At 46.1% G+C, this 23,638-nt stretch carries 23 protein-coding genes; 16 read left to right on the top strand and 7 right to left on the bottom strand.

Translation table 11 applies throughout. From position 1 onward, the window contains the following. Nucleotides 1–151 precede the first annotated feature (151 nt). The 3 genes from MKX80_RS20555 to MKX80_RS20545 all read left to right on the top strand — a co-directional run bounded on the left by MKX80_RS20555 (nt 152) and on the right by MKX80_RS20545 (nt 3,343). A complete protein-coding gene (locus MKX80_RS20555; protein ID WP_154998715.1) occupies nt 152–1,531 on the top strand; it encodes a sucrose-specific PTS transporter subunit IIBC in 1,380 nt (459 codons plus the stop codon). A 19-nt stretch (nt 1,532–1,550) separates the two neighbouring features. Next, nucleotides 1,551–2,987, top strand: coding sequence for a sucrose-6-phosphate hydrolase (locus MKX80_RS20550; protein ID WP_216929935.1), 1,437 nt, complete (start codon nt 1,551–1,553; stop codon nt 2,985–2,987). A gap of 89 nt (nt 2,988–3,076) precedes the next feature. Then, nucleotides 3,077–3,343, top strand: coding sequence for a hypothetical protein (locus MKX80_RS20545; RefSeq protein WP_043925229.1), 267 nt, complete (start codon nt 3,077–3,079; stop codon nt 3,341–3,343). A gap of 29 nt (nt 3,344–3,372) precedes the next feature. Here MKX80_RS20545 and MKX80_RS20540 read toward each other — a convergent pair whose 3' ends face one another. Further along, nucleotides 3,373–4,185 carry a bifunctional hydroxymethylpyrimidine kinase/phosphomethylpyrimidine kinase gene (locus MKX80_RS20540; RefSeq protein ID WP_268342612.1) on the bottom strand — a complete coding sequence of 271 codons (813 nt, stop codon included), beginning with the start codon at nt 4,183–4,185 and terminating at the stop codon, nt 3,373–3,375. Nucleotides 4,186–4,422: 237 nt separating this feature from the next. Here MKX80_RS20540 and MKX80_RS20535 point away from each other — a divergent pair, with 237 nt between their 5' ends. Both MKX80_RS20535 and MKX80_RS20530 read left to right on the top strand, forming a co-directional pair. Further along, the gene (locus tag MKX80_RS20535; RefSeq protein WP_234112380.1) at nt 4,423–5,241 is read left to right on the top strand and encodes a glycosyltransferase family 2 protein; all 819 of its coding nucleotides are present in this window, start codon (nt 4,423–4,425) and stop codon (nt 5,239–5,241) included. 13 nt (nt 5,242–5,254) lie between these two features. Then, a complete protein-coding gene (locus MKX80_RS20530) occupies nt 5,255–5,932 on the top strand; it encodes a uracil-DNA glycosylase (protein WP_154998464.1) in 678 nt (225 codons plus the stop codon). 51 nt (nt 5,933–5,983) lie between these two features. Here the strand turns inward: MKX80_RS20530 and MKX80_RS20525 are convergent, their stop codons facing one another. Further along, the gene (locus MKX80_RS20525) at nt 5,984–7,366 is read right to left on the bottom strand and encodes an aldehyde dehydrogenase (protein WP_268333018.1); all 1,383 of its coding nucleotides are present in this window, start codon (nt 7,364–7,366) and stop codon (nt 5,984–5,986) included. A gap of 272 nt (nt 7,367–7,638) precedes the next feature. On the opposite strand from MKX80_RS20525, the gene MKX80_RS20520 reads away from it, so the two are divergent. The 8 genes from MKX80_RS20520 to MKX80_RS20485 all read left to right on the top strand — a co-directional run bounded on the left by MKX80_RS20520 (nt 7,639) and on the right by MKX80_RS20485 (nt 14,970). Further along, nucleotides 7,639–7,947 (top strand): YwdI family protein, encoded by a 309-nt coding sequence (locus MKX80_RS20520; protein WP_043925224.1) that lies wholly within the window; start codon nt 7,639–7,641, stop codon nt 7,945–7,947. Between the two features lie 39 nt (nt 7,948–7,986). Then, nucleotides 7,987–9,288 carry a purine/pyrimidine permease gene (locus tag MKX80_RS20515; protein ID WP_154998459.1) on the top strand — a complete coding sequence of 434 codons (1,302 nt, stop codon included), beginning with the start codon at nt 7,987–7,989 and terminating at the stop codon, nt 9,286–9,288. A gap of 67 nt (nt 9,289–9,355) precedes the next feature. After that, nucleotides 9,356–9,727, top strand: a complete 372-nt coding sequence (locus MKX80_RS20510) for a DUF423 domain-containing protein (protein ID WP_154998457.1) — start codon at nt 9,356–9,358, stop codon at nt 9,725–9,727. A gap of 159 nt (nt 9,728–9,886) precedes the next feature. Then, nucleotides 9,887–10,525 carry a response regulator transcription factor gene (locus tag MKX80_RS20505; RefSeq protein ID WP_154998481.1) on the top strand — a complete coding sequence of 213 codons (639 nt, stop codon included), beginning with the start codon at nt 9,887–9,889 and terminating at the stop codon, nt 10,523–10,525. A 14-nt stretch (nt 10,526–10,539) separates the two neighbouring features. Then, nucleotides 10,540–11,646, top strand: coding sequence for a histidine kinase (locus MKX80_RS20500; RefSeq protein WP_154998455.1), 1,107 nt, complete (start codon nt 10,540–10,542; stop codon nt 11,644–11,646). A 103-nt stretch (nt 11,647–11,749) separates the two neighbouring features. Next, nucleotides 11,750–12,685, top strand: a complete 936-nt coding sequence (locus tag MKX80_RS20495; RefSeq protein ID WP_154998452.1) for an ABC transporter ATP-binding protein — start codon at nt 11,750–11,752, stop codon at nt 12,683–12,685. A gap of 16 nt (nt 12,686–12,701) precedes the next feature. Then, nucleotides 12,702–13,823 (top strand): ABC transporter permease, encoded by a 1,122-nt coding sequence (locus MKX80_RS20490; RefSeq protein ID WP_154998450.1) that lies wholly within the window; start codon nt 12,702–12,704, stop codon nt 13,821–13,823. A 1-nt stretch (nt 13,824) separates the two neighbouring features. Next, nucleotides 13,825–14,970 (top strand): ABC transporter permease, encoded by a 1,146-nt coding sequence (locus MKX80_RS20485; RefSeq protein WP_154998447.1) that lies wholly within the window; start codon nt 13,825–13,827, stop codon nt 14,968–14,970. A 41-nt stretch (nt 14,971–15,011) separates the two neighbouring features. Here the strand turns inward: MKX80_RS20485 and gerQ are convergent, their stop codons facing one another. Further along, nucleotides 15,012–15,548, bottom strand: a complete 537-nt coding sequence (gene gerQ / locus MKX80_RS20480; protein WP_011198403.1) for a spore coat protein GerQ — start codon at nt 15,546–15,548, stop codon at nt 15,012–15,014. Between the two features lie 237 nt (nt 15,549–15,785). Then, the gene (locus MKX80_RS20475) at nt 15,786–17,132 is read right to left on the bottom strand and encodes a TrkH family potassium uptake protein (RefSeq protein WP_154998445.1); all 1,347 of its coding nucleotides are present in this window, start codon (nt 17,130–17,132) and stop codon (nt 15,786–15,788) included. Nucleotides 17,133–17,558: 426 nt separating this feature from the next. Here MKX80_RS20475 and bslA point away from each other — a divergent pair, with 426 nt between their 5' ends. Beyond that, complete coding sequence (bslA, locus tag MKX80_RS20470) at nt 17,559–18,098, top strand: biofilm surface layer hydrophobin BslA (protein ID WP_011198400.1); 540 nt, start codon at nt 17,559–17,561, stop codon at nt 18,096–18,098. A 46-nt stretch (nt 18,099–18,144) separates the two neighbouring features. Here the strand turns inward: bslA and hemQ are convergent, their stop codons facing one another. Further along, nucleotides 18,145–18,909: a hydrogen peroxide-dependent heme synthase gene (gene hemQ / locus MKX80_RS20465; protein ID WP_043925214.1), complete on the bottom strand. Its 765-nt coding sequence runs from the start codon at nt 18,907–18,909 to the stop codon at nt 18,145–18,147. A gap of 289 nt (nt 18,910–19,198) precedes the next feature. Here hemQ and pta point away from each other — a divergent pair, with 289 nt between their 5' ends. After that, complete coding sequence (pta, locus tag MKX80_RS20460) at nt 19,199–20,170, top strand: phosphate acetyltransferase (RefSeq protein ID WP_154998443.1); 972 nt, start codon at nt 19,199–19,201, stop codon at nt 20,168–20,170. 41 nt (nt 20,171–20,211) lie between these two features. On the opposite strand, the gene MKX80_RS20455 is transcribed toward pta, so the two are convergent. Then, nucleotides 20,212–21,162: an amidohydrolase family protein gene (locus tag MKX80_RS20455; protein ID WP_182069900.1), complete on the bottom strand. Its 951-nt coding sequence runs from the start codon at nt 21,160–21,162 to the stop codon at nt 20,212–20,214. 18 nt (nt 21,163–21,180) lie between these two features. Next, a complete protein-coding gene (locus MKX80_RS20450; RefSeq protein WP_268328349.1) occupies nt 21,181–21,960 on the bottom strand; it encodes an IclR family transcriptional regulator in 780 nt (259 codons plus the stop codon). Nucleotides 21,961–22,161: 201 nt separating this feature from the next. Between MKX80_RS20450 and MKX80_RS20445 the strand changes: the two genes are divergently transcribed. Next, nucleotides 22,162–23,637, top strand: a complete 1,476-nt coding sequence (locus MKX80_RS20445) for an aldehyde dehydrogenase (protein WP_268328348.1) — start codon at nt 22,162–22,164, stop codon at nt 23,635–23,637. The last annotated feature ends 1 nt before the right edge of the window (nt 23,638 follow it).

Below are 23,638 nucleotides of genomic sequence, written 5' to 3'. Positions count from 1 at the left end.
GAAAGCGTATTAAAAAATAAATACCGGGGATTGTGACTGGTAAAGCAGGCAAGACCTAAAATTTGCTAGATGAATGGGGAGAATCTATCCTCCATTCGTTGGTGAATTTTAGGTCTTTTCTGCTTTTTTTAAAAAAAAAGGAGGAGTCATCATGAATCACAAAGAAATCGCTGTACGTCTTATACAACTTCTTGGCGGAGAAGATAATGTCATCAGTGCAGCTCATTGTGCGACAAGGCTTCGTTTGGTGATTAAGGACGAAGCAAAAATCGACCAGGAAAAGGTCGAAGAGCTGGAAGGTGTAAAAGGAGCCTTTTCGAGCTCTGGTCAATACCAGATTATTTTCGGAACAGGGCTTGTTAATAAAGTGTATGAACAGTTTGCCAAAGAGCTGAATCTTGATCAAAAGGAAACGGTTCAGCACAGCGATGCTGCAAAGGGAAAAATGAATCCTTTAGCGAGATTCGCGAAAACGCTGTCAAATATTTTCGTGCCAATCATTCCGGCCATTGTTGCAAGCGGTTTATTAATGGGGCTGTTGGGAATGATGAAGGCATTTCAGTGGGTCGATCCTGATGCGGCGCTGTATAAAATGCTTGATATGTTCTCAAGCGCGGCATTTATTATCCTTCCAATCTTGATCGGTGTCAGTGCTGCGAAAGAGTTTGGCAGCAATCCTTACCTAGGGGCTGTACTTGGAGGAATTTTAATTCACCCGAGCTTGTTCAATCCTTGGGGATTGGCAACTGCATCACCGGATGTGATGAACTTTTACGGACTCAAAATCGAGATGCTTGGCTATCAAGGAACCGTTGTTCCAATTTTGCTTGCCGTGTATGTGATGAGTAAAATTGAAAAAGGCGTAAGAAAAATCGTTCCAAATGCGATCGATCTTTTAGTAACACCGTTTGTCACGATTATTTCAACAGGATTTATTGCATTTATCGCAATCGGTCCTTTAGGAAGAATGCTAGGTACTGGGATTACAAACGTTTTAACATATGTATATGACTTTGCCGGGCCTGTTGCCGGATTGATTTTCGGAGGAACATACTCGCTGATCGTTTTAACCGGTGTTCACCACAGTTTCCATGCGATTGAGGCCGGCCTTATCGCTGATATCGGCAGGAACTACCTGCTTCCGATCTGGTCTATGTCCAATGTCGCCCAAGGCGGGGCCGGACTTGCTGTCTTCTTTTTGGCAAAGCGTGCAAAAACAAAAGAAATCGCTTTACCTGCTGCTTTCTCTTCTTTTCTCGGCATTACCGAACCTGTTATTTTCGGTGTCAACCTCCGTTACCGCAGGCCGTTTATTGCGGCAATGGCCGGGGGAGCGCTGGGGGCAGCATACGTTGTCTTTATGAATGTTGCAGCAAACGCCTACGGTTTGACGGGAATTCCGATGATTGCGATTGTCGCTCCGCTTGGAATGGGCAACCTGATCCATTATTTAATCGGAATGGCGATTTCTGTGTCTGTTGCGTTTATCACAGCCTTTATCTTAGGTATTAATGAAGACGAGAAAAAGTGACATAAGTGAGGGGAAAACGATGAATCAAGATCAGGAACTTCGTCAAAAGGCAATGAACCGGGTTGAAGAATACCGGGATATTGTAAATCTTGATCCCTATCGGCTGCATTATCATATCATGCCTCCTGTCGGACTGCTGAATGATCCGAACGGGTTCATTCAGTGGAAAGGGGTTTACCATCTTTTTTATCAGTGGATGCCTTTTAAAACGGGGCACGGAGCAAAGTTATGGGGACACTACTCTTCAACAGATCTCGTTAACTGGCGGCATGAAGAGATCGCCCTCACGCCGAGCGACTGGTTTGATAAAAACGGTTGTTATTCAGGAAGCGCGATCGCTGAAAATGATGTGCTGCATCTGTTTTATACGGGGAATGTTAGAGACGCCGAGGGAAATAGGGAGACCTATCAATGTCTCGCCGTCTCAAAAGACGGCAACTCGTTTGAAAAGCAGGGGGTTGTTGCAAGGCTTCCGAAAGGATATACGGCTCATTTCCGCGACCCGAAAGTATGGAAAAAGAACGGCAGCTGGTACATGGTACTCGGCGCCCAGACTGAAAACCTTGAGGGCAGGGCGGTGCTGTTTCAATCGAATAATTTGCAGGACTGGCAGTTCCTTGGCGACATCACAGGTTCAAATACAGGTCAACTCGGGGAATTCGGCTATATGTGGGAATGCCCTGACATGTTCGAACTGGGCGGCAAAGACGTCTTAATTGTCTGCCCGCAAGGCCTTGAAGCAGAGGAGATGCGCTACCAAAACGTCTATCAGTCAGGCTATTTTGTCGGTGAATTGAACGAGCAGAAACCCGGTTTTACACACGGGGATTTTGAAGAGCTTGATCGCGGCTTTGACTTTTATGCGCCGCAGACGACAAAAGACGAATCAGGCCGGAGGATATTGGTTGCCTGGATGGGTGTTCCAGACCAGGATGAACAGAGCCAGCCGACGATTCCGCATCAATGGGTGCACTGTATGACATTGCCGAGGGAATTGTATTTGCAAAATGATAAAATCGTTCAAAAACCGGTCGCGGAGCTTAGAACGCTCCGCCAAAACGAAAAAAACGCGGCAATATCAGTTAATCAAGGCACCGAAAAACTGGACATTGTTCAACCGGATAAAGCCGAGCTTTTCATCAGCCCGCAACTTATTGAAGAGAGCTTTGAGATTTCCTTCAGGGGTGCCGCGCGACTCATTTACAATAAAGCAGACGGCATCATAACCTTGGAGAGAAACAGTTATGTTGATGAAAGAACGGAAGCCAGACAGTGCCGTTTACATGAGCTTCGCGATTTAAATATCTTTTTAGACGCATCTTCTATTGAAATCTTCGTGAATGGGGGAGAGGAAGTCTTTACGGCAAGATATTTTCCTTACCCGGGAAATAATGATGTTTGGATCAGTGCCAGAAAAGAAATCATAATGAATGTGACATCCTGGACGGTGGTATAAAGGGAGCGGCTGCGGTTTGCTATTTTCTGTACAATCCCTTTATGATATGCTTTTTTTAGAGAGAGTGCAGTGATAAAGGGGTTGTTTTTTTGGATCAAAATCAGCAGAAGTTGACAGCCGTGCGTTTGAAAAAAATAGCGGATCATATTGAGGATACGAGAGAGGAATACAATGGTTTGCTTCTTCAGATGAAGAAGCTGATCGGCGGTATTGAAGATAAAACAATCCCGAATGATGAAGAAGTACAAAAGAAACTTCAAGACACTTATGAACAAATGAAAGAATATGCTCTTTTTGTGGAATCGATCGAGACCTTCTTAAGGTCATCTGCAAGAACGATCAAACGGGAAAGCTGAAAGCCCCTTTTATGTAAAAGGGGCTTTTTTTATTTGCCGCTGAGTCGCAAAGCGGAGTGCTTCGTCGGCCCGACGTATTGATTCAAACGAAACGATTCGCGAATCGCTTCCGTAATGAACGTTTTTGCAGAGTAAATGGCTTCTTTTACATTTGAACCTTTGGCAAGCTCAGCCGTAATCGCCGCGGAATAGGTGCAGCCCGCCCCGTGTGTGTATGGGGTGTCAATTCTTTCTCTTTCGATGACCTCTGCATCCCGGCCGTCAAATAATACGTCTACCGCTTTTTCGTGATTCAGTTTGCCCCCTCCTGTAATGAGGACGTGTTCGGCGCCGAGGTTGTGAATGGCCTTTGCCGCTTCCTTCATTTGCTCAACCGTTTTAATTTCTCCAAGTCCGCTGAGCTGGCCGGCTTCAAAAAGATTTGGCGTAATGACCGTGGCAAGCGGGGCCAAAAGCTCTCTTAAGGCCTTTGCGTGTTCGGGATACAGCACTTCATTTGCCCCTTTACATACCATAACAGGATCAATGACGACATTTTTCATGCTGTGCTTCTTGATTGTGTCTGCCGCCAATTCAATTATGTCAACGGTTGGAAGCATTCCCGTTTTCATCGCATCTACACCGATGCCGTCCACAATCGTCGACAGCTGGGCGCGGATGACTTCCGTATCAACTGGGAATACCTGATGATTCCAATTGTTCTCAGGATCCATGGCGACAACAACCGTAAGGGCCGTCATTCCATAGACGTTCTTTTCCTGGAACGTTTTTAAGTCCGCCTGAATGCCGGCGCCTCCGCTTGAGTCAGAGCCGGCGATTGTCAGTGCTTTATGCATTGTCATGTTCAGTCAATCCTCCACGATAAGAGATTCCATCCAAAGTTGGCTTATTACTTATTATAGACAGCTTTTCGCAAGATCACAATGAAATGGCTGTCGCTTTATAGTGCAGCGGTCCTCTGCCAAATTTCGTGAATGGATTGGCATAAAAAACCAAACCATCTTTTGATCCATGTGAAATCATTCGCATTATGATTTAATATGTTTAGAATGAAATAAGAAGGAGCGTATATCACAAACATGAACATATCTATCGTAGTTGTCACGCATAATCGGGTCACCGCTTTGTGCGAATTGCTTGAATCCATTACAAAACAGTCTGTTGCACCGTTTGAAGTCATTATTGTAAATGATGCCGGGGAGAGCGTCGACTTTGTTGAGCGCCTTTATTCAGACCTTCCGATCAGAGTTATCCATCTGAAAGAAAACGTGAAGCATGTAAAAGCGAGAAATATAGGGGTGAAAGAAGCTTCCGGAGATGTTATTATGCTGTGTGATGATGATGATTTTTTCACTCCGTGTCATATGGAAAGAATGTTGAATGCGCTGGAGACCGCCGATTTTGTTTATTCGGATGCTGAGATCGTGTCTTTCGAAGAAAAAGAGGATAAAAGAATTCCGATCAGCCGTTATCTTTTTGCGTATTCCTTTAACTTGGATGAAATGAGGAAGTTTTCTACATATGTTCCTTCAGGGAGTATGTACAAACGTTCTCTTCATGACGAAATCGGCTATTTCGATCCTGCTGTCCACAATTATTGGGATTGGGACTTTTTCCTGAGAGCCGCTGAGCGGTTTCGGGTGAAAAGGGTTCCTTTCGCAAGCGTCATCTATGCGTTTTCAGACCAGGGTGACAACCAGTCCGGAGATCTTGGCGGAATGAGGCAGTATTATTTGGATGTCTTGAGTGAAAAGCATCAGCTTGGCAAGCTGCCGACAAAGAACTTTTTCGTGCTTCTCGAAGAACCTGCCATGAAAAAAAGGAAAGCGGAAAGCGAAATCGTCTGGGACGGAAAACCGGTCGCATCCAGGCTCACTGCTGCAAGACAATTGAATTAAGGAGGCCTGAACATTGAAACAGATTTTGAATGACAGCTGGTGGCAACAGCTGAATGACGAGTTTAATAAGCCTTACTATCAAGAACTGAGGGAAATGCTGAAAAGGGAGTATGCAGAACACACCGTATATCCTGAACCGAACGATATATACAATGCTTTGCATTATACTTCCTATGAAAGTGTTAAAGTCGTGATTCTCGGCCAGGATCCGTATCACGGTCCGGGTCAGGCCCATGGCTTAAGTTTTTCCGTGCAACCCGGTGTCAATCCACCGCCTTCTTTGAGAAATATTTTTATAGAATTGCAGAATGACATTGGAGCCGACATCCCCAATCACGGTTCTCTCGTGAGCTGGGCTAAGCAAGGCGTTCTGCTGCTGAACACCGTTTTGACCGTGAGGCGGGGCCAGGCAAATTCGCATAAAGGAAAAGGCTGGGAACAGCTGACAGACAGTATAATAGATGTTTTAAACAAAAGAGATAAGCCGGTCGTTTTTATTCTCTGGGGCCGGCATGCCCAAATGAAAAAAGAACGAATCGATACATCTAAGCATTTTATTATCCAATCGCCGCATCCGAGCCCATTCTCGGCTAGAAACGGGTTTTTCGGGAGCAGGCCGTTTTCAAGAGCCAATCAGTATTTGGAACAAATCGGGGATGAGCCGATTGATTGGTCCCTTCCGAATCTTTAAAATCGCGAGAACCGCTAAAAAAAGCGGTTCTTCGTTTGTCTCGCTCCTATCCTACCTGAGAAGTTTTTTGATGATCCGCAGCCCGTTTTTCGATGAAGGATAACGGAATGAAATGTCAAACAGGTTTGTCTGTTTTAAAACGCTTTTTTCATGGGAAAACGTCTTAAAGCTGTGATACCCATGGTAACTTCCGATTCCGCTTTCGCCTACGCCGCCGAAGGGGAGGTAAGGTGTGGCTGTGTGCATCAGCGTGTCATTGATGCACCCCCCGCCAAATGAAATCCGGCTGAGGATGTGCTTCTGTACCGGTTTTTCATTCGTAAACAAATAGAGCGCGAGCGGTTTAGGGCGGCTTTGAACCATTTGGATAACGTCTTCGATTGTTTCATAGCCGATGACGGGGAGGATCGGTCCAAAAATCTCTTCCTGCATGATCGGCGATTCCCAGTCAGGTTCATCGATAATGGCCGGTGCAATTTTGAGTCCGCCTTTTTGATATGTTCCGCCTGTGACGATATTCTCGTTTTGTAAAAAGCGGATTAACCGTTCGAAATGACGTTCACTTATGATTTTTCCGTACGCCGGATGGTTTTCCGGCTCTTCTCCGTAAAATGTTTGGATCGATTGTTTCAGAGCGCGCATCAGCTCGCTTTTCACATCTTTGTGTACGAGCAGATAGTCAGGCGCAATGCACGTCTGTCCTGCGTTTGTCAGCTTTCCGAAAACAATCCTTTGAGCTGCAAGCTTGAGATCAGCATCCTTGTGCACGATGCAGGGGCTTTTTCCGCCAAGCTCGAGGGTGACTGGAATAAGCTGTTTTGCTGCAGCTTCCATGACAACCTTGCCCACGGGAACACTGCCCGTAAAAAAGATATAGTCAAATTTTTGCCGCAAAAGCTCTTGATTCGTCTCCACTCCGCCCTCAATAACGGACACATATTCGGGCGGAAAGATTTCCTTGATCATCTCGGATATGACGCTTGATACGGCGGGAGCAAGCTCAGACGGTTTGATGACGACGGTATTCCCCGCAGCAAGTGCGCCGATCAGGGGTGAGACGGCAAGCTGAAACGGATAGTTCCATGGCGCGATGATCAGGACCGTGCCGTAAGGCTCAGGAATGACGATGCTTTTGGAACCGATGTGCGAGAAGGCCGTTTTGGCCTTTTTCGGTTTGGCCCATTTTTTTAATCGTCTGCTGATGAAGCGGACTTCTTCCAGTACAATGCCTATTTCCGTCATATAGGCTTCGTGCTCTGATTTATTAAGATCTTTCTGTAGAGCCTCAAGTATGTCCCGTTCATATTTTTTTACAGCATCTTTAAGAATGTTGAGCTGTTCCAGACGATTTTCAACAGCGAGTGTTGCCCCGCTTAAAAAATATCGCTTTTGCTCGGTAACGGTCGTTTCGATAGGGGTTGTTTGTTCTGCCATTCCCTGTTTCCTTTCGCTTTTAGAAATTCGAGTGAAGTTTTTTTCATTATGTGTGACAGTCTTTTCAGCTGTCAACTTTTGACCGTGAGAAAATCGGTGTTTTCACCCGCATTTTGCCCGTAGATATCTTTTTTTGAAATGTAAAAGACCATATTTTTTATAGCGAGAGAGGCAATTTTTTGCAACGGATATTTGAAAAGTGCATTCGGCATGAGAGAAGTTAATTTGGTAAAATGAAATGGAAACTGAAAACGGTTTGGAGGATCGATTTGATGAACATACATATATCAAGTTTACTGCAGAAGATGGAGGACGAATTGAAAAAAGCAAAGGAATGCAACCAGGAAAACGAATTGAAAATGCATATCGCGGTTATCCGCTCCCTTTGCGACGTCATTGTTGAACCGCAGCAGCGGCCGTCCGTCCAGTCTTCGCCTTATGTTCAAACGGCCAATAAACCATCGAGCGATCAGCTGATGCTAGAAAAAATGATGGGGAGCGCCGGTGCTGAACAATACAAAAAACAAGAGAAACAAAAGCATGAAGATGACGGCAACGGAGATTCTATTTTTGATTTCTAGGCGCCATCCGGCTGTTTTAAAAAAGAGAGGTTGATCAACTTGAAACTGCTTTTTGGGGCTTTACAATGGACGGCATTTATTATTGCGTCCGCAATCGTGGTGCCCATTGCAATCGGGCAGTCATTCGGGCTGAACCAGGCAGAGACTGCAGGGCTGGTTCAAAGCACTTTTTTCGTGCTCGGCACAACGGCTTTTATCCAATGTTTAGTAGGACACCGCCTGCCGATTAATGAGAGTCCGGCTGGCCTCTGGTGGGGCGTATACACGATTTATTCCGGTCTTACAGGGACCGTATTTGCGACTCATATCGAAACGCTCCAGGGGCTGCAGGGAGCGATGCTGTTAAGCGCGGTTTTCTTCTTTATTTTTAGTTTGTTTAAAGTCATTGATAAGCTGGCTGTGATGTTTACTCCTGTTGTGACGGGCATTTATTTACTGCTGCTGGTCATCCAGCTTAGCGATCCGATCGTTAAAGGTGTCATGGGGATCGGCTACCGGAAAAACGAGGTCGATATACCCGTGTTTTTGCTGGCGGTTGTGATTATGCTGGCTACGTTTCTAATGAGCCGGTCAAACATTCCGGTTCTCAAGCAATATTCAATTTTAATTGCGCTTTTCGGCGGCTGGGTCTTATTTGCCGTATTCGGTGTGGCGAAGGCGCCTGAGCGTGCGAACCAGCTGTTCCACCTTCCTGATATTTTTCCTTTCGGGATGCCGCTGTTTGACAGCGGATTAGTCGTTACTTCGCTGTTTATTACAGTGTTGTTAATCGTCAATATGCTCGCCAGCATACGGGTGGTTGAAGGAGCGGTCAGACAGTTTGAGAAGCTGGAGGAGAGGAAGCGTGCCCGTCCGGCCGGATTTATCGCCTCCGTCAGCCATTTGCTGAGCGGTTTGCTCGGAGCTGTAGGGACGGTGCCGATATCCGGGGCGGCCGGGTTTATTCAAACGACGAGAATGTCTTCCAAAAAACCGTTTTTGCTCGGGAGTCTGATCGTGATCGTCATCAGCTTCTTCCCGCTGGTTATGAATACTTTTGCCAGCCTGCCGTCTCCGGTCGGTTTTGCGGTGAACTTCGTCGTATTTTCAACGATGGTCGGCTTGGCATTTGCTGAATTCGATTCTTATGAAAAGGACGAGGCCGGCCGCATCCGTTTTGTTACCGGGATTGCGCTCCTTGCCGGTGTGGGGGTCATGTTTGTACCTGAAATTGCTTTGAAAGGAATGCATCCTGTTTTTGTTTCCATTTTAAGCAACGGGCTTGTCCTTGGAACAATTGTAGCGATTGCTGCGGAACAGATACAGCTTAGGAAAAAGAAATATGACAATATCGTGTCATGAGATTTGCAAACGTTGAAATTCAGAGCGTGTACGCTATGATGATAAAAGAAAGGCGGGCGATTTGATCGTGAAATTATTTTTAATTTTAGGTGCTGTCAATGCTATGCTTGCGGTTGCTTTAGGGGCGTTCGGAGCCCATGGTCTTGAAGGAAAAATTCCCGAGAAATATTTGCAAATCTGGCAGACCGGCGTTCAGTATCATATGTATCATGCGCTCGGTTTAATTGCCGTCGCGCTTATCGCGGCAAAACTTACAGATGCGGGAAGCGTATCTGTGGCAGGGTGGCTGATGTTTGCCGGAATCGTTTTATTTTCAGGAAGCTTATATGTCCTCAGCCTTACGCAAATCAGCGTCCTCGGTGCTATTACTCCGCTGGGCGGCGTAGCGTTTATTGCCGCATGGATCATGGTCGTTGTCTCAGCGGTCAAATACTTGTAGTTTTACTAAAAAAGCCAATCTCCTGAAAAGGATTGGCTTTTTTTATTTTAACAGGGGCTGATTCATGGTAATTTAATGTTATGAACAGGGCGAAAGACCCGGCTTTTGCATTTTGACAGAAGGGATGTGCACGGCGGAGGACCGGTCTCCGTTCAAAAGATGAAAATTAAAGTGATCATTGCGGATGACAATTCATTCATAAGAGAGGGCATGAAAATCATATTGAGCACTTATGATGAATTTGAAGTGCTGGCGACGGTGGAGGATGGCTTGCAGGCGGTCGAATTTTGCCGCGCCCAAGCTGTGGATATTGCACTGCTTGATGTCCGCATGCCCAACATGGATGGAGTGGAAGCTGCGCGGTTTATTTCAGAAACGGGCACCAAGCCTTTTATCTTAACAACGTTTGATGACGACGAATACATCGTCGCTGCGATACGGAACGGAGCAAAAGGTTATTTGCTGAAAAATGCCGAGCCCGAGCGAATCAGAGACGCGATTAAAAGTGTGTTCAACGGCCATATTGTGATGCAGGATATCATCCTCGACAAGATTAAGTCCAATTTGGCGGAGCATAAAGAAGCGGAACCTAAGATAGACGAAAGCCTGTTTACCGAACGCGAGCTCGGGATTATGGCGCTGATCGCCAGAGGGCTGTCCAATAAAGAAATTTCGAAAGAGCTGTTTATCTCTGAAGGTACGATCGCCAATTATATTTCTTCGATTTTGGGGAAAACGGGGCTTGAACACCGGACACAAATTGCGATTTATTATTTAACCGGAAAAGTTAACTTTTAACTTGGGGGATCACCATGGAATTGCGGATTATGACCGGCAAACTGATTTTGTTGGGATTCATCATCTATCAATGCGTTTCTTCGGAAATTGACAATCTGCCGTGGCTTGTGTTCAGCCTTCTTGTTTACGCCTGTATCAACCTCGGGATTGCGATTTTACCTGAAGGAAAAATAAAAAAGCTGTTTATTATCATTTCTGTCATCATTTCAATTTTTTCTTATGCAGAGGTGCACCCCTTATTTATTTTATTCCTTCCTTTTAATCTGTATGAAGGAGCAGCCAATTTCGGGCTGCCGAAGTGGGCGGTTCTTGCCGCTTCAATCGTTCCGGTCTTGTTTATCAATGAGAGCATCTTAGCGGTCTACGCGTTGGCAACCGCATTTCAATTTTTGCTGTACTGGGCGGCAAGCTATGATGCAACGCGGATTGAAAAGCTTGAACATCATATTGACCAAACGAGAAGAGACCTGCAGAAGCTAACAAACATGCTGCGTGAAAACAAAGAGTTTATCAGACAATCCGAATATACGTATAAGCTTGAGGAGCGCAACCGGCTTTCCCAGGAAATACACGATAAAATCGGCCATTCCATGACAGGAGCGCTCATTCAGCTTGAAGCGGCGAAGCGCATTCTTGACATAGACAAGGAAAAAGCTTCCGAGCTCCTGCAAAATGCGATTAACATCTCCAAGGACGGGATTGAAAACATCAGATTGACGTTAAAAAGCGTCAAACCGCCCTCAGAACAGATGGGTATCCACAGATTGAAGCTGTTTATCGATGAATGTTCGGCGCAGTACCATATGAATATTTCATTTTTGCATAAAGGCGATTTGGATGTTATTTCTCAGATTCAATGGAAGATTATTTTTGAAAATATCACTGAAGCGCTGACAAACTCTGTGAAATATGCTGATGCGACACATGTATCCATCTATATTCATGTGCTGAATACGCTCATTAAAGCCGAAGTGAAAGACAACGGAAAAGGGCGGCAGAAAATTAAGAAAGGGATGGGGATTATCGGGATGGAGGAACGGGCCGCTTCTGTTAACGGAAAGGTGATCGTTGACGGTTCGAACGGCTTCTCTGTCACCACCCTGCTGCCCAAGCATGAATGATTTCATGAATTGAATATGAATTTTCTCATGTGAAAAAGATGAAATGCTGCACTGCTGCACCATTCATCTTTTTTTTATAATGAAATCAAAATGAGGTGAGAACATGAATGTATTGGAAATCCATCATCTAACGAAAAAATTTGGCGACTTCGTTGCCGTCGACAATATATCACTCTCTATAGAAGAGGGCGAAATATTTGGATTGCTCGGGGCAAACGGAGCGGGAAAGAGTACGACCATTCACATGATCTCGAGTTTGCTGAGAAGCAATGAAGGCGAGATTTTGATTCTCGGAAAAAACATTGCAAAACACCGCAAGTTCGCCAAGATGAATATCGGCATTGTTCCGCAGGATCTGGCCATTTACGAGGATTTAACGGCATATGAAAATGTGAAGTTTTTTGCCGGGCTCTATGGTCTGCGCGGTGCCCATTTGCACAATCGTGTTGAAGAAGCATTGCAGTTCGTCGGTTTAAGCGATAAGCATAAAAGCTTTCCGAAAAATTTTTCCGGCGGGATGAAAAGAAGGCTCAATATCGCCTGCGCGATCGCCCACAGGCCAAAGCTGATCATCATGGACGAACCGACGGTTGGAATTGATCCGCATTCGAGAAATTATATTTTGGAGTCCGTCAAAAAGTTAAATGCGATGGGATGTACGATTATTTACACGAGTCATTATATGGAGGAAGTTGAAGAGATCTGTACGCGGATCGCCATCGTTGATCACGGAAAAATTATCGCCGAGGGAACGAAGGAGCAGCTGAAATCGATCATTACCAACACGAAAGATATTCAGGTCGTTCTTAAATCTGCAGAAAATATCGATATCGGCGAACTGAAAACGATCAGCGGCGTGGAGGTGGCTGCTCTTGAAGACAATACGATCAAAATCAACTCGGATGCAGGCGTCAACAATTTAAACCAGATTATTGAAAAGCTGATGAAGAACGGGGCCGAGATTCGTTCATTGGAAGAAAAAGCGCCTAATTTGGAAACCGTGTTCCTGACCTTGACCGGAAGACAGTTGCGCGATTAGAAAGGAGGTCCATGGTTTGAATACACTCATCATTGCGAAAAAAGAAATTGTATCGGCTTTTCGGGACAAACGGACGCTCCTTTTTATGCTGGCATTTCCGATTGTACTGATTATGATTTTGGGTACCGCACTGACGAATGCTTTCGATCAACAAGCAGCGGTCGGCGAGGTTCATGTCTTGTATAAAGACAAGTCTGACGGAGCGTTTTCCCAAGGTTTTAAAACATTCGCAAAGGAAGCGAAAACATCCGGCGTTCATTTTAAAAAAGTATTGTCCGATATGGATGAAAAACAAGAAATCAAACAGGGGAACTACGATGTTTATCTTGAAATCGAAAACAGCGGCATCAAGCTTTACCAAATGGATAAAAATAGTATGAAAAACAGCATTATTCAAGGAATGCTGACCGCGTTTGCAAACCGGTACAATGCCGCAGCAGAGATCATCAAAGCCGCTCCTGAGCAAGCGGGTGCCGTGCTCGGTGACACACCGGGCGACAATTATATCAAGGAGACGTCGCTCAGCTCAGACAGGCAGCCCAGCTCAATGGATTATTACGCGGTTACCATGACCACACTGATCGCGCTTTACAGTGCATTAAGCGCCAGTTATTTAATAAGGGGAGAGCGGCTTGGGAAAACAGCCGACCGGCTGATCGCGGCACCGGTTCATAAAGGCGAGATTTTTGCCGGCAAGCTGATTGGCAATCTTGTGACAAACGGATTGTGTATTTTTGCCGTCGTAGCATTCAGCAAATACGTATTTAAAGCGGACTGGGGAGATCATCTCGGCCTTGTGGCAGCCGTGCTGTTCAGCATCGTATTGTTTGCCGTATGCCTCGGCCTCGGCGTCAGTTATTTGACGAGAACGGGGGAAGCAGCAGTGGCGATCATTAACGTGGTGATTCCGCTGGTTGCGTTTTTCGGAGGCGCTTATTTTCCTGTCGATGATGCGGAAGGTGTTCTAGCTTTGATCAAAGACATGTCTCCGCTCGCCTGGACAAACGAAGCCATTATGAACATCATATTTGCGAACGATCTAGCGGCGGGGCTGCCCGCAATCTTGCTGAACATCGGCTTATCCCTGTTATTTCTGCTGATTGCCGTTGTCTCATTGCAGAGAAGGGAGGGGCTGTAAGATGAAAGAAATGCTATGGCTTGTCAAAAACACACTGAATGTCACTTTTAAAAAGAAGATCAATATCTTTCTGTTTGTATGTCTGCCCTTGCTAGGCATATTCGTATCGCTTTTGACAGAGGGAAGCATGGATAAGACAGATTTGCGCGTCGGAATTATCAATCATGACGGCGGACGAATCGCCGAAGATACTAAGGATTTTTTGAAGGGGATCGAGAATGTCAACATCAGTGCGGTCAGTGAAGCAGAAGGGAAAAGTCAAGTTGCGGCAGGGGAGCTTGATTGCGTCATTACGTTTGAACAAGGCTTTTCTCAAAGCGTGCAGAGCGGCGAACCGGCTCATATCGCGATTGCATCTGTCAAAGGCGCTGAAATCACCGGGTTTGTGAAATCGTATGTTTATCATTATATTGATAATATCGCCGCAATCGGTAAATCGGCGCAGGGGAATGAAAAGCGCTTTGAGGAAATTTATAAAAATTACCGGAGTTCTGAAACGAGTGTCAAAACATATACGATTGAAGACACGGCGAAAAATAAAAACATGACGGAGCGGACGGTCGGTTTTCTTCTGATGGCGATGCTTTTTTCAGCAGGGAGCTTGACCGAACTGTTAGTGAAGGAAAAAGAAAACAGAACGTATTTCAGGCTTTTGACCACACCGATAACCGCAAGGCAGTACGTCATGTCCAACGTAGCCGTCAGTATGTCTGTCATCACATGCCAAACCTTTTTAACATTGATTATGGTGAAATATGTTTTCAGGATGGAGACCGGCATCTCATTTTGGGAGATGGCAGCGGTGCTGTTGATCTTTGCGCTTAGTGCGGTCGGCCTAGCGCTGATCACCGTCGTCTTTGCAAACAGCTCCAAGTCATCCGGGGTATTGCGAAATTTAATTTTTATGCCGACGATCATGCTGTCCGGATGTTTTTGGCCGATTGAAATCATGCCGTCTTTCGCACAGCGTATCGCGGACTTTCTTCCGCAGCGGTGGGTGTTGGATACGCTGGCAAAATTGCAGGAGGGACAGCAGCTTCAAGGTCTGTATTTGAATATCATGATTCTGTTTGCTTTCGCTGCTGTCTTTTTCCTCATCGTTATTTACAAATTCAAACGTAATAATGATGTGAGAAACTTCGCTTAATATCTATAAAAAAAGGGTTCGGTTTTAATTAAACCGAACCTTTATCTTGGTGTATATGAGGCCATTGAATACGGATAATCATAAGTGATCGGCTCATCAAACGTAATATAGTCAAGATACACCATGAGCAGCAAATAGCGTGTGCCTGTTTTTCTATCGCTTAAAATGATGTGGTCGCGGCCGGCTGCTTCAATTTCTCCCCGAAAGACTTTTGCATTCCATTCCGGATTGTTTTCGAATGTCATATATACGGTTGCCACTTTTCCGCGATTGAGCCGCAAAATGTTCTCAATGTAGGATTGCTCAAGCGGCAGCATGCCGGGGATGCTCGGTGAAGGCTGCTGTCCTGAAGGCATCGGAGGGACCTGGACTCCTGCCGGCTGCGGCTGGGTCAGCTGGGGACCGGGCTGCTGATACGATTGCTGCCCTCCCATTTGGGTGAAAGGCTGCTGTCCCTGCTGCTGGTACATTTGCCCCATCTGTCCCATCTGCGGATAAGGGTTGGGCCCCATTTGCTGCCGGAAATCCGGCATCTCAAGCTCCTGAAGCGGCTGAAATTGATTTTTTTTAAATTTCATCTCGTTCCTCCTCATTTCATTGTGTCAAAGTCATGCCTACCATCCATACATGAGGAATGATAAAGTGCTGCTATGAAGACGATCCGGCTGAAAAAGCTGGGGGATGACTCAAGATGATAGATCAATATTTCCCATCCCTTTTACAGTATGAACGGGCGGGGTCGAATATGACGACACATCATGTTAGGAAGAGAAAAACAAAAAGACCGCTCGCGAATAGAGCGGTCTTTCTCCATATTAACCTGTAATCACTTCATCTTCGGGATGGCGGATCGGCGCCTTCTTCGGCTTGGCCAGCGTAAACGCCATGGTCAGAGGCCCGACGCGGCCGATGAACATCATCACCATGATCACCGCTTTGCCTGCGGTCGTTAAATCAGGTGTCAGCCCCATCGACAGGCCGACCGTTCCGAAAGCGGAAAATACTTCAAAGACGATTTCCAAAAATGGAGCATTCTCTGTGATCGTCAATATAAATAATGCGAAAAGCACGAATAAAAAACTGATGACGATGATGGCCAAAGCTCTTAAAATGGTTTTCATTTTAATCGCCCTGTTGAACACAACCGTCTCGCTTTTCCCCCTTAAAAAGGTAATCGTCGCCAAGATCATCACGATAAACGTTGTCAATTTAATTCCGCTTCCCGTTGACGCGCTTCCGGCTCCGATAAACATCAAAACGATGGTTAACAGGAGGGACGGCGTTGTCATCTGGGCGATATCAAGTGTATTGAATCCGGCAGTTCTCGGTGTCACACCTTGGAAGTAAGCGCCCCACATTTTGTCGGCTAAAGGCAGTCCGCCGAGCGTACCCGGATTTGAGTATTCCAAAATAAAAATCAGCAAGGCGGCTGTCGTATTGATGATCAATGTTCCAATGATCATGAGCTTGGAATGCAGCGATAATTTCCGGAAGTTTCGCTTTGTCCATAAATCCAGCAGAACGGTAAAGCCGATACCCCCTGTAATGAAAAGGCCTGTGATGACAAGGTTGACAATCGGGTCGCCGACATATTGAGACAAGCTGTCCGGCCACAGGGAGAACCCCGCATTGTTAAAGGCTGAAATCGTGTTAAACAAACTATGAAACAAGCCTTTTTGCAAACCATATTCAGGAACCCATCTGATCGAAAGGATCAGAAATGCCGCAAATTCTATGACAATGGTGAAAATAAACAGATGCTTGACCAAGCGGACAAGCCCGCCTAAAGAAGTCTGGTTAAATGCTTCTTGAACGAGAATCCGCTGCTGCAAGCCGATTTTTTTGCCGATCATCATGACGACGAGGACGGCAAATGTCATTAAGCCGAGCCCGCCAATTTGTATCAGGCACATAATAACAGTTTGTCCGAAAACCGTAAAATCTGCCCCTGTATCGACAACGACAAGGCCAGTTACCGTAGTTGCTGAGGTGGCTGTAAATAAAGCATCCACCCATGAGATGTAAGTTGTGGAGGCACCGGGCAGCTTCAATAAACAGGCGCCGATGGCAATGATAATCAAGAAACTGAGAGCCAGTGTCTGCGGCGGACTAATATTGATGATCTTACCTTTTACAAGATTTGAAGAAACCAATTTAGGCATTTTTTCGTTCCTTTCTTCATCCATTCAGTCAAAAACATGAATGGAGAAAAAGCAAGGTTATTTCAATCATAAACTCGGTTTGTGATGTTTCAATAATGTCAATAATGTACAGCCAGATACATCGTTTGTCAACAAAAAATCAGGAGAATGAAAAGAAGGGAAGCGGGCAGGCCTTTTGTCCTTTACTAAAGCACAGCGGAGAAAATCAAGAGGAACAACGCCTGGTTAAATTCTATTATTTTGCATTTCTTTTAAAAATATGACATGGAAAACATTTACTACACACAAAAAAAATGGTAGTTTTTAATAGAAATCACCAAAGTGCCGGCGCTTTGGAAAGAAGGCGTTGCTTGATTTTACGTCTTTCTTGCACGCTTTCGTCATGACGAATGATGAAAAAAATGATGACTAGGGGGAATTGCTGTGTTGAAAAGAATGTATCGTTCTAAATTGTCAATCTTGGCGGTTAGTCTCGTAATGATGGCTTCGATTTTTTTGCCTTCGTTCCAGGCCAGCGCTCAAACAACAAAAACTGAATCTGTCTACCGCCCGGCTGCGAGCGCTTCCTTGTATTCGGTGATAACAGGTGCCAGCAAACAGGAGTGGTCGTTCTCGGATATTGAGTTAACGTATCGTCCTAATTCAATTCTGGCGCTGGGAACGGTTGAATTTACATTGCCGTCGGGATTTTCCGCAACAACGAAAGATACGGTGAATGGAAGAGCGTTGACAACCGGGCAAATTTTGAACAACGGAAAAACGGTAAGGCTGCCGCTTACAATTGATCTGCTTGGTATTGCGGAGTTTAAGCTGGTGCTGGCAAACAAAACGCTACCTGCCGCAGGAAAGTATACATTCCGGGCGGAGAACAGAGTACTGGGGCTCGGATCGACTTTCTATGCCGAATCTTCAATCGAGGTGCAAAAAAGGGCGACTCCGCCTACACAGCCGTGTAACTGCAAGTAGATAGCAAAAAAGCTCCAAAGACCTCGGTCTTTGGAGCTTTTTATCATTACACATGCAAAAATGCAGGCAGCTGTTCATTTGCCAGGCGGTTGCCGACAAAGAACGAACCGAATTCACCGTAGCGGGCGCTTACTTCATCGAAGCGCATTTCATAGACGAGCTTTTTGAACTGAAGCACATCATCTGAAAAGAGCGTGACACCCCATTCATAATCGTCAAATCCGATTGAGCCTGTAATAATCTGCTTCACTTTGCCCGCATAGCCGCGTCCGATCATCCCGTGGCTGCGCATCAAGTTTCTTCTCTCTTCCATAGACAGCATGTACCAGTTGTCATCGCCCGATCTTCTTTTATCCATTGGGTAGAAGCAGACATATTTGGCATTCGGCAGCTCAGGGTACAGACGCGCACGCACTTGCGGATTTTCGTAAGGGTCTCCGTCTCCGCTTCCCATATAGTTGCTCAGCTCGACAACGGATACGTATGAATAAGCAGGTATCGTGTATTCAGCGAGTTTGGATTTATTGAACTCAAGTTCGATTTGATTTAATTCCTCCATCGTAGGACGCAAAATCATCAGCATGAAGTCCGCTTTCTGGCCGACGATGCTGTAAAGCGTATGGCTTCCATTACCTTCTTTTTGAGCAGCTCCCCATTTTTCAAGAAGACCTGTAAATTCACTGATAATGATCTGGCGCTCATCGCTTGAAAGCATTTTCCATGCGGACCAGTCCATTGTCCGGAAATCGTGAAGGGCATACCAGCCGTCAAGCGTTTGTGCGGCTTCGTTCGTTTTTTGCTGTTCACTCATTTTGCAATCACTCCCAATTTGTATGTACTTATTTTCATCATATCATAGTTTGCCGCGTTTTATCCGTATAGAAGATTTGAATAAAAGGTGACATCTGTCGTATAACTGGGAAAGGCTGTTATATACTAATAGAAGTGTTTGAAGCCTTGCTGCACTTAAATTAATTTAAAAAAAGCGTTTAAAAAGTGAAAGCATTATAATAAAATACAGAAGGATTGAATTTATATCACAAAAGAGTATGCTTAATAGAGAAATGAAGTATTTGTGACACTTTCAAGGAGGGTATATAGTGGCAGATCTATTTACAACAGTGCAGGAAAAAGTAGCAGGAAAAGGAGTTAAAATCGTATTTCCGGAAGGTTTGGACGAGCGCATTCTCAAAGCTGTCAACGATTTGGCCGGAAACAACGTGTTAAAGCCGATCCTTGTAGGAAACGAGCAGGAAATCAAAGATAAGGCAAACGGGTTGAATTTGACGCTGGACGGCGTTGACATATACGATCCTCATACATACGAAGGAATGGAAGACCTTGTTCAGGCTTTCGTTGAACGCCGCAAAGGAAAAGCGACGGAAGAACAGGCCCGACAAATCCTTTTAGACGAAAATTACTTTGGAACGATGCTTGTTTATAAAGGACTTGCCGACGGTCTTGTCAGCGGTGCGGCTCATTCAACAGCGGATACGGTTCGCCCGGCGCTGCAAATTATTAAAACAAAAGAAGGCGTGAAGAAAACATCTGGCGTCTTTATCATGGCGCGTGGCGATGAGCAGTATGTATTTGCAGACTGTGCGATCAACATTGCACCTGACAGTCAGGACCTTGCGGAAATCGCAATCGAAAGTGCGAACACAGCGAAAATGTTCAACATTGACCCTCGTGTCGCCATGCTCAGCTTTTCGACAAAAGGCTCGGCAAAATCAGATGAAACTGAAAAGGTAGCCAATGCGGTTGCGATTGCCAAAGAAAAAGCTCCTGAGCTTACACTGGACGGCGAATTCCAATTTGACGCGGCATTCGTTCCGTCTGTCGCTGAGAAAAAAGCGCCGGACTCCGTCATTAAAGGTGATGCAAACGTATTTGTTTTCCCAAGCCTTGAAGCGGGGAACATCGGCTATAAAATCGCTCAGCGCCTCGGCAACTTCGAAGCGGTTGGTCCGATTCTGCAAGGGCTGAACATGCCTGTAAACGACCTGTCCAGAGGCTGCAACGCTGAGGACGTTTATAATCTTGCGCTGATTACGGCGGCTCAAGCAATGTAATAGGCTTTTGAAAAAGGTGAACCTGATGAGGTTCGCCTTTTTTATGCCTCAATCGCTACATTCAGCAGAGATTCCGCCCCTTTCCGGCCGGGATCGAGAGGCGGCCACTGACAAAGGTCAAAAGGAAAATCGGAACCCGGGACAAGGCGGTCTTCTCCGACGAGCTTCTTCAAATATGCTGCGCTTTCTTTCTCCCACAGCACGCCATCAAACCAAAACTTCCGCAAATATTCGATCGGCGGAGCCGAAAGCGATGAAGAAACGCCGGCCCATTTTTCATACCCTTTGTTCAGTCTTCCGATCTGATAAGGCAAAAAGCCGCCGCCGTGCGCCAAAAGAATTTTCACATTGCGAAAGCGGTCTGTAAACCCGCTTAATAAAAGGTCTGCGGCACAAATCGTCGTTTCCCACGGAACGCCGATCAAGTTTGGCAGCATCCTGCGGCGGAGCCGCGGATCTTCTGAAAGGAGTGGATGTATAAAGATAATCGCTTTTCTTCTGTCAGCCGTTTCCCAAAACGGTGTGAATGCTTCGTCAGAGAGAAGCATTTGCGAAGCGCCGGGGCCGATAATCGCTCCTTTAAGCCCGTTGTTCATCGCCTCATTCAAGCGCTCGCTCGCCTTTAAAGGGCTGTTCAGCGGGACGGTGCCGAGACCTGAGAGGCGGCCGTCGTGTTTTTTAACCCATCCGGCAAGCGCTTTGTTGTATACAAAGGACAATTCGTCTGTGATTTCTTCGGCGAGGTCGTATAGGAAAAGCTGGGGAACCGGCGATACCAATGAGTGTGTGACGCCGGCCTCCTGCTGGGCTTTCAAATATAAAGCCTCCTGGTAAAAAAGCTCTTTTAATTCAAAGCCCCATTTGTGATTGACCGTCAAAAACTCGGCTTGGCAGCCAGCCTTTTTTTCGCGGACCGCGTGGACTCTCTTTTCATTGTCGTCCAGCCAAAGCAGCACATCGTGCGGTATAAAGTGAGTGTGAAGATCATACAAAGCCGATTCCCCCAATTTTTATATTCGTTTCCAGTACCCGATCCTTTCGGAAATATCCCGGGCCGCTTTTTTCACTTGGCATACGATTTTCGCCTGCCGGGACTTTATGCGTTTTGCAGGGCCTACGACACTGACGGCGTACAACACTCGACCCGCGTGGTTTCTGACAGGAGCTGAGATTGATGTGACACCATCAATGAATTCCCCGCAACTGACGTCAAATCCGTTTTCTTTCACGGTTTTCAGCACCTCCCGCAATTTGTCCCCGTCTGTAATCGTTTGTTTCGTACAGCTTTTCAAGCCTTCCTTCACATACTCGTCCAATATGCCATCTTCGTCAAAGGCGAGAAGCACCTTACCCGAGCTTGTGCAATGCATCGGGTTTTGCCGCCCGATATATGAGAGAAGTTCGACCGGGCGGGGGCATTCCGTCCGATTGAGATAAACGACGCTGAGACCGCGGCGCATCGCAATATGCGACGTTTCGCCGGTCTCTTCTGTCAGCTGTTTGAGGACCGGCTGAGATTCACGGTTGATTTCAAGAGTGGAGTTGACAATGGTGTTTAACTGCAGGACCGATAAGCCGAGCTTGTATCTTCTTGATTCCGGGTCCTTCATGACAAACCCTTCGCTTTCCAATGTAGACAAAAGGCGCGAGACCGTGCTTTTTCCGAGGCCGAGCGATGAGGCGAGTTCGGTTAGTTTCTTTTCCGGTGTATCTAAGGTAAACGATTGAAGCAGCCGAAGTGCATTTTTTACTGAGCCGAGCAGCTGGTGGTCCTTTGTCTCAACAGTCATAGGTTCCTCAACTCTCTCCCTTGTTTTTGTTACCTTTTATTCCATAATATAACACGATCTGAAAAATAAAAAAGCGGAAAATATCAAATTTTCGGAAAAAATGTCCGGTTTGTTCCGCATAGAGGAACATTGCTGTTTTCTTGTCGTTTAAAATCATTTAATTTAATGGAAAGGATTTGAAAAGGAGGATGTTTGTAGAATATGAATATTCAGACCCCATCGGCAAAACTCGTAAAACCTTTTGACTGTCAGCACTACATAAACGGCAGGTATTTTCCTTCAGAGAACGGCAGCACGTTTGACAACATCAATCCGGCCACACAGGAAATTATCGGAAGCGTTGCGGAAGGAGGCAAGAAAGAGGTCGATCTTGCAGTCGCGGCAGCCAGGCGTGCTTTAAACGGACGCTGGAGAAACATGACCGCTGACGAGAGGATTCGGATCATCAGAAAGGTCGGCGACATCATACTTGAGCGCAAAGAAGAACTGGCAAGGCTCGAGACATTGGATACGGGAAAGCCGCTTTCACTCTCAAGCACTTTGGATATTCCACGCGCTGCTTTCAACTTTCATTTCTTTGCGGATTTTATAAGAGGAACCGGAACGGAAGCTTATCAAACTGATGATCTTGCAATCAATTATGCGATCCGCCGTCCGGTCGGAGTGGTCGGGCTGATCAATCCGTGGAACTTGCCGCTTCTTTTGCTGACGTGGAAATTGGCGCCTTGCCTGGCGGCGGGAAATACAGCCGTCATTAAACCGGCTGAACTGACGCCGATGACAGCCACCCTCCTCGGGGAAATCTGCCATGATGCAGGGATGCCTGACGGAGTCGTTAATATCGTCCACGGATTTGGGCCTGATTCCGCCGGCGCTGCGCTTTCTGAGCATCCTGATGTCGATGCGATATCTTTCACCGGAGAAACGACAACCGGCAAAGTCATTATGGAAGCTGCTTCGAAAACATTAAAGAAACTTTCCTTTGAATTGGGGGGGAAGAACCCGAACATTATTTTTGCCGATGCCGACATAGAGGAAGCCGTCAGCACCTCATTGAAATCGAGTTTCGTCAACCAGGGCGAAGTATGCATGAGCGGCTCCCGCATCTATGTCGAGCGGGAAGCGTATGACGAATTTCTGAACCAGTTCGTTGAGAAAACGAAAGAGCTCAAAGTTGGCGATCCTTTTGATCCGGATACGAATATCGGTGCCTTGATTTCTTCTGAACACACCGAACGTGTGATGAACTACATCGAATTGGCCAAACGGGAAGGCGGCGGTATTTTAACCGGAGGAAAACGCCCTGAAGGACAGGAATCCGGCTGCTTTCTTGAACCGACGATTATTACCGGACTTTCCCGCAATTCCAGGCTCATCAAAGAAGAAATCTTCGGTCCGGTCGTAACGGTAATTCCGTTCGACGATGAGGAGGAAGTGATTGCACAGGCTAACGACACACATTACGGGTTAAGCGCGACCGTTTGGACGAACGACCTCCGCCGGGCGCACCGCGTAGCCGGGCAAATCGAATCAGGTATGGTGTGGGTCAACAGCTGGTTTCTCCGCGATCTTCGGACGCCGTTTGGCGGCATGAAACAGAGCGGGCTCGGACGAGAAGGAGGCATTCACAGCCTCGAATTCTTCAGCGAATTAACCAATATATGTATCAAGCTATAAA

This window comes from Bacillus sp. FSL K6-0972 (assembly GCF_037976035.1).
Lineage (GTDB): Bacteria > Bacillota > Bacilli > Bacillales > Bacillaceae > Bacillus > Bacillus haynesii.
This window is presented reverse-complemented; position numbering and strand designations above follow the sequence as displayed.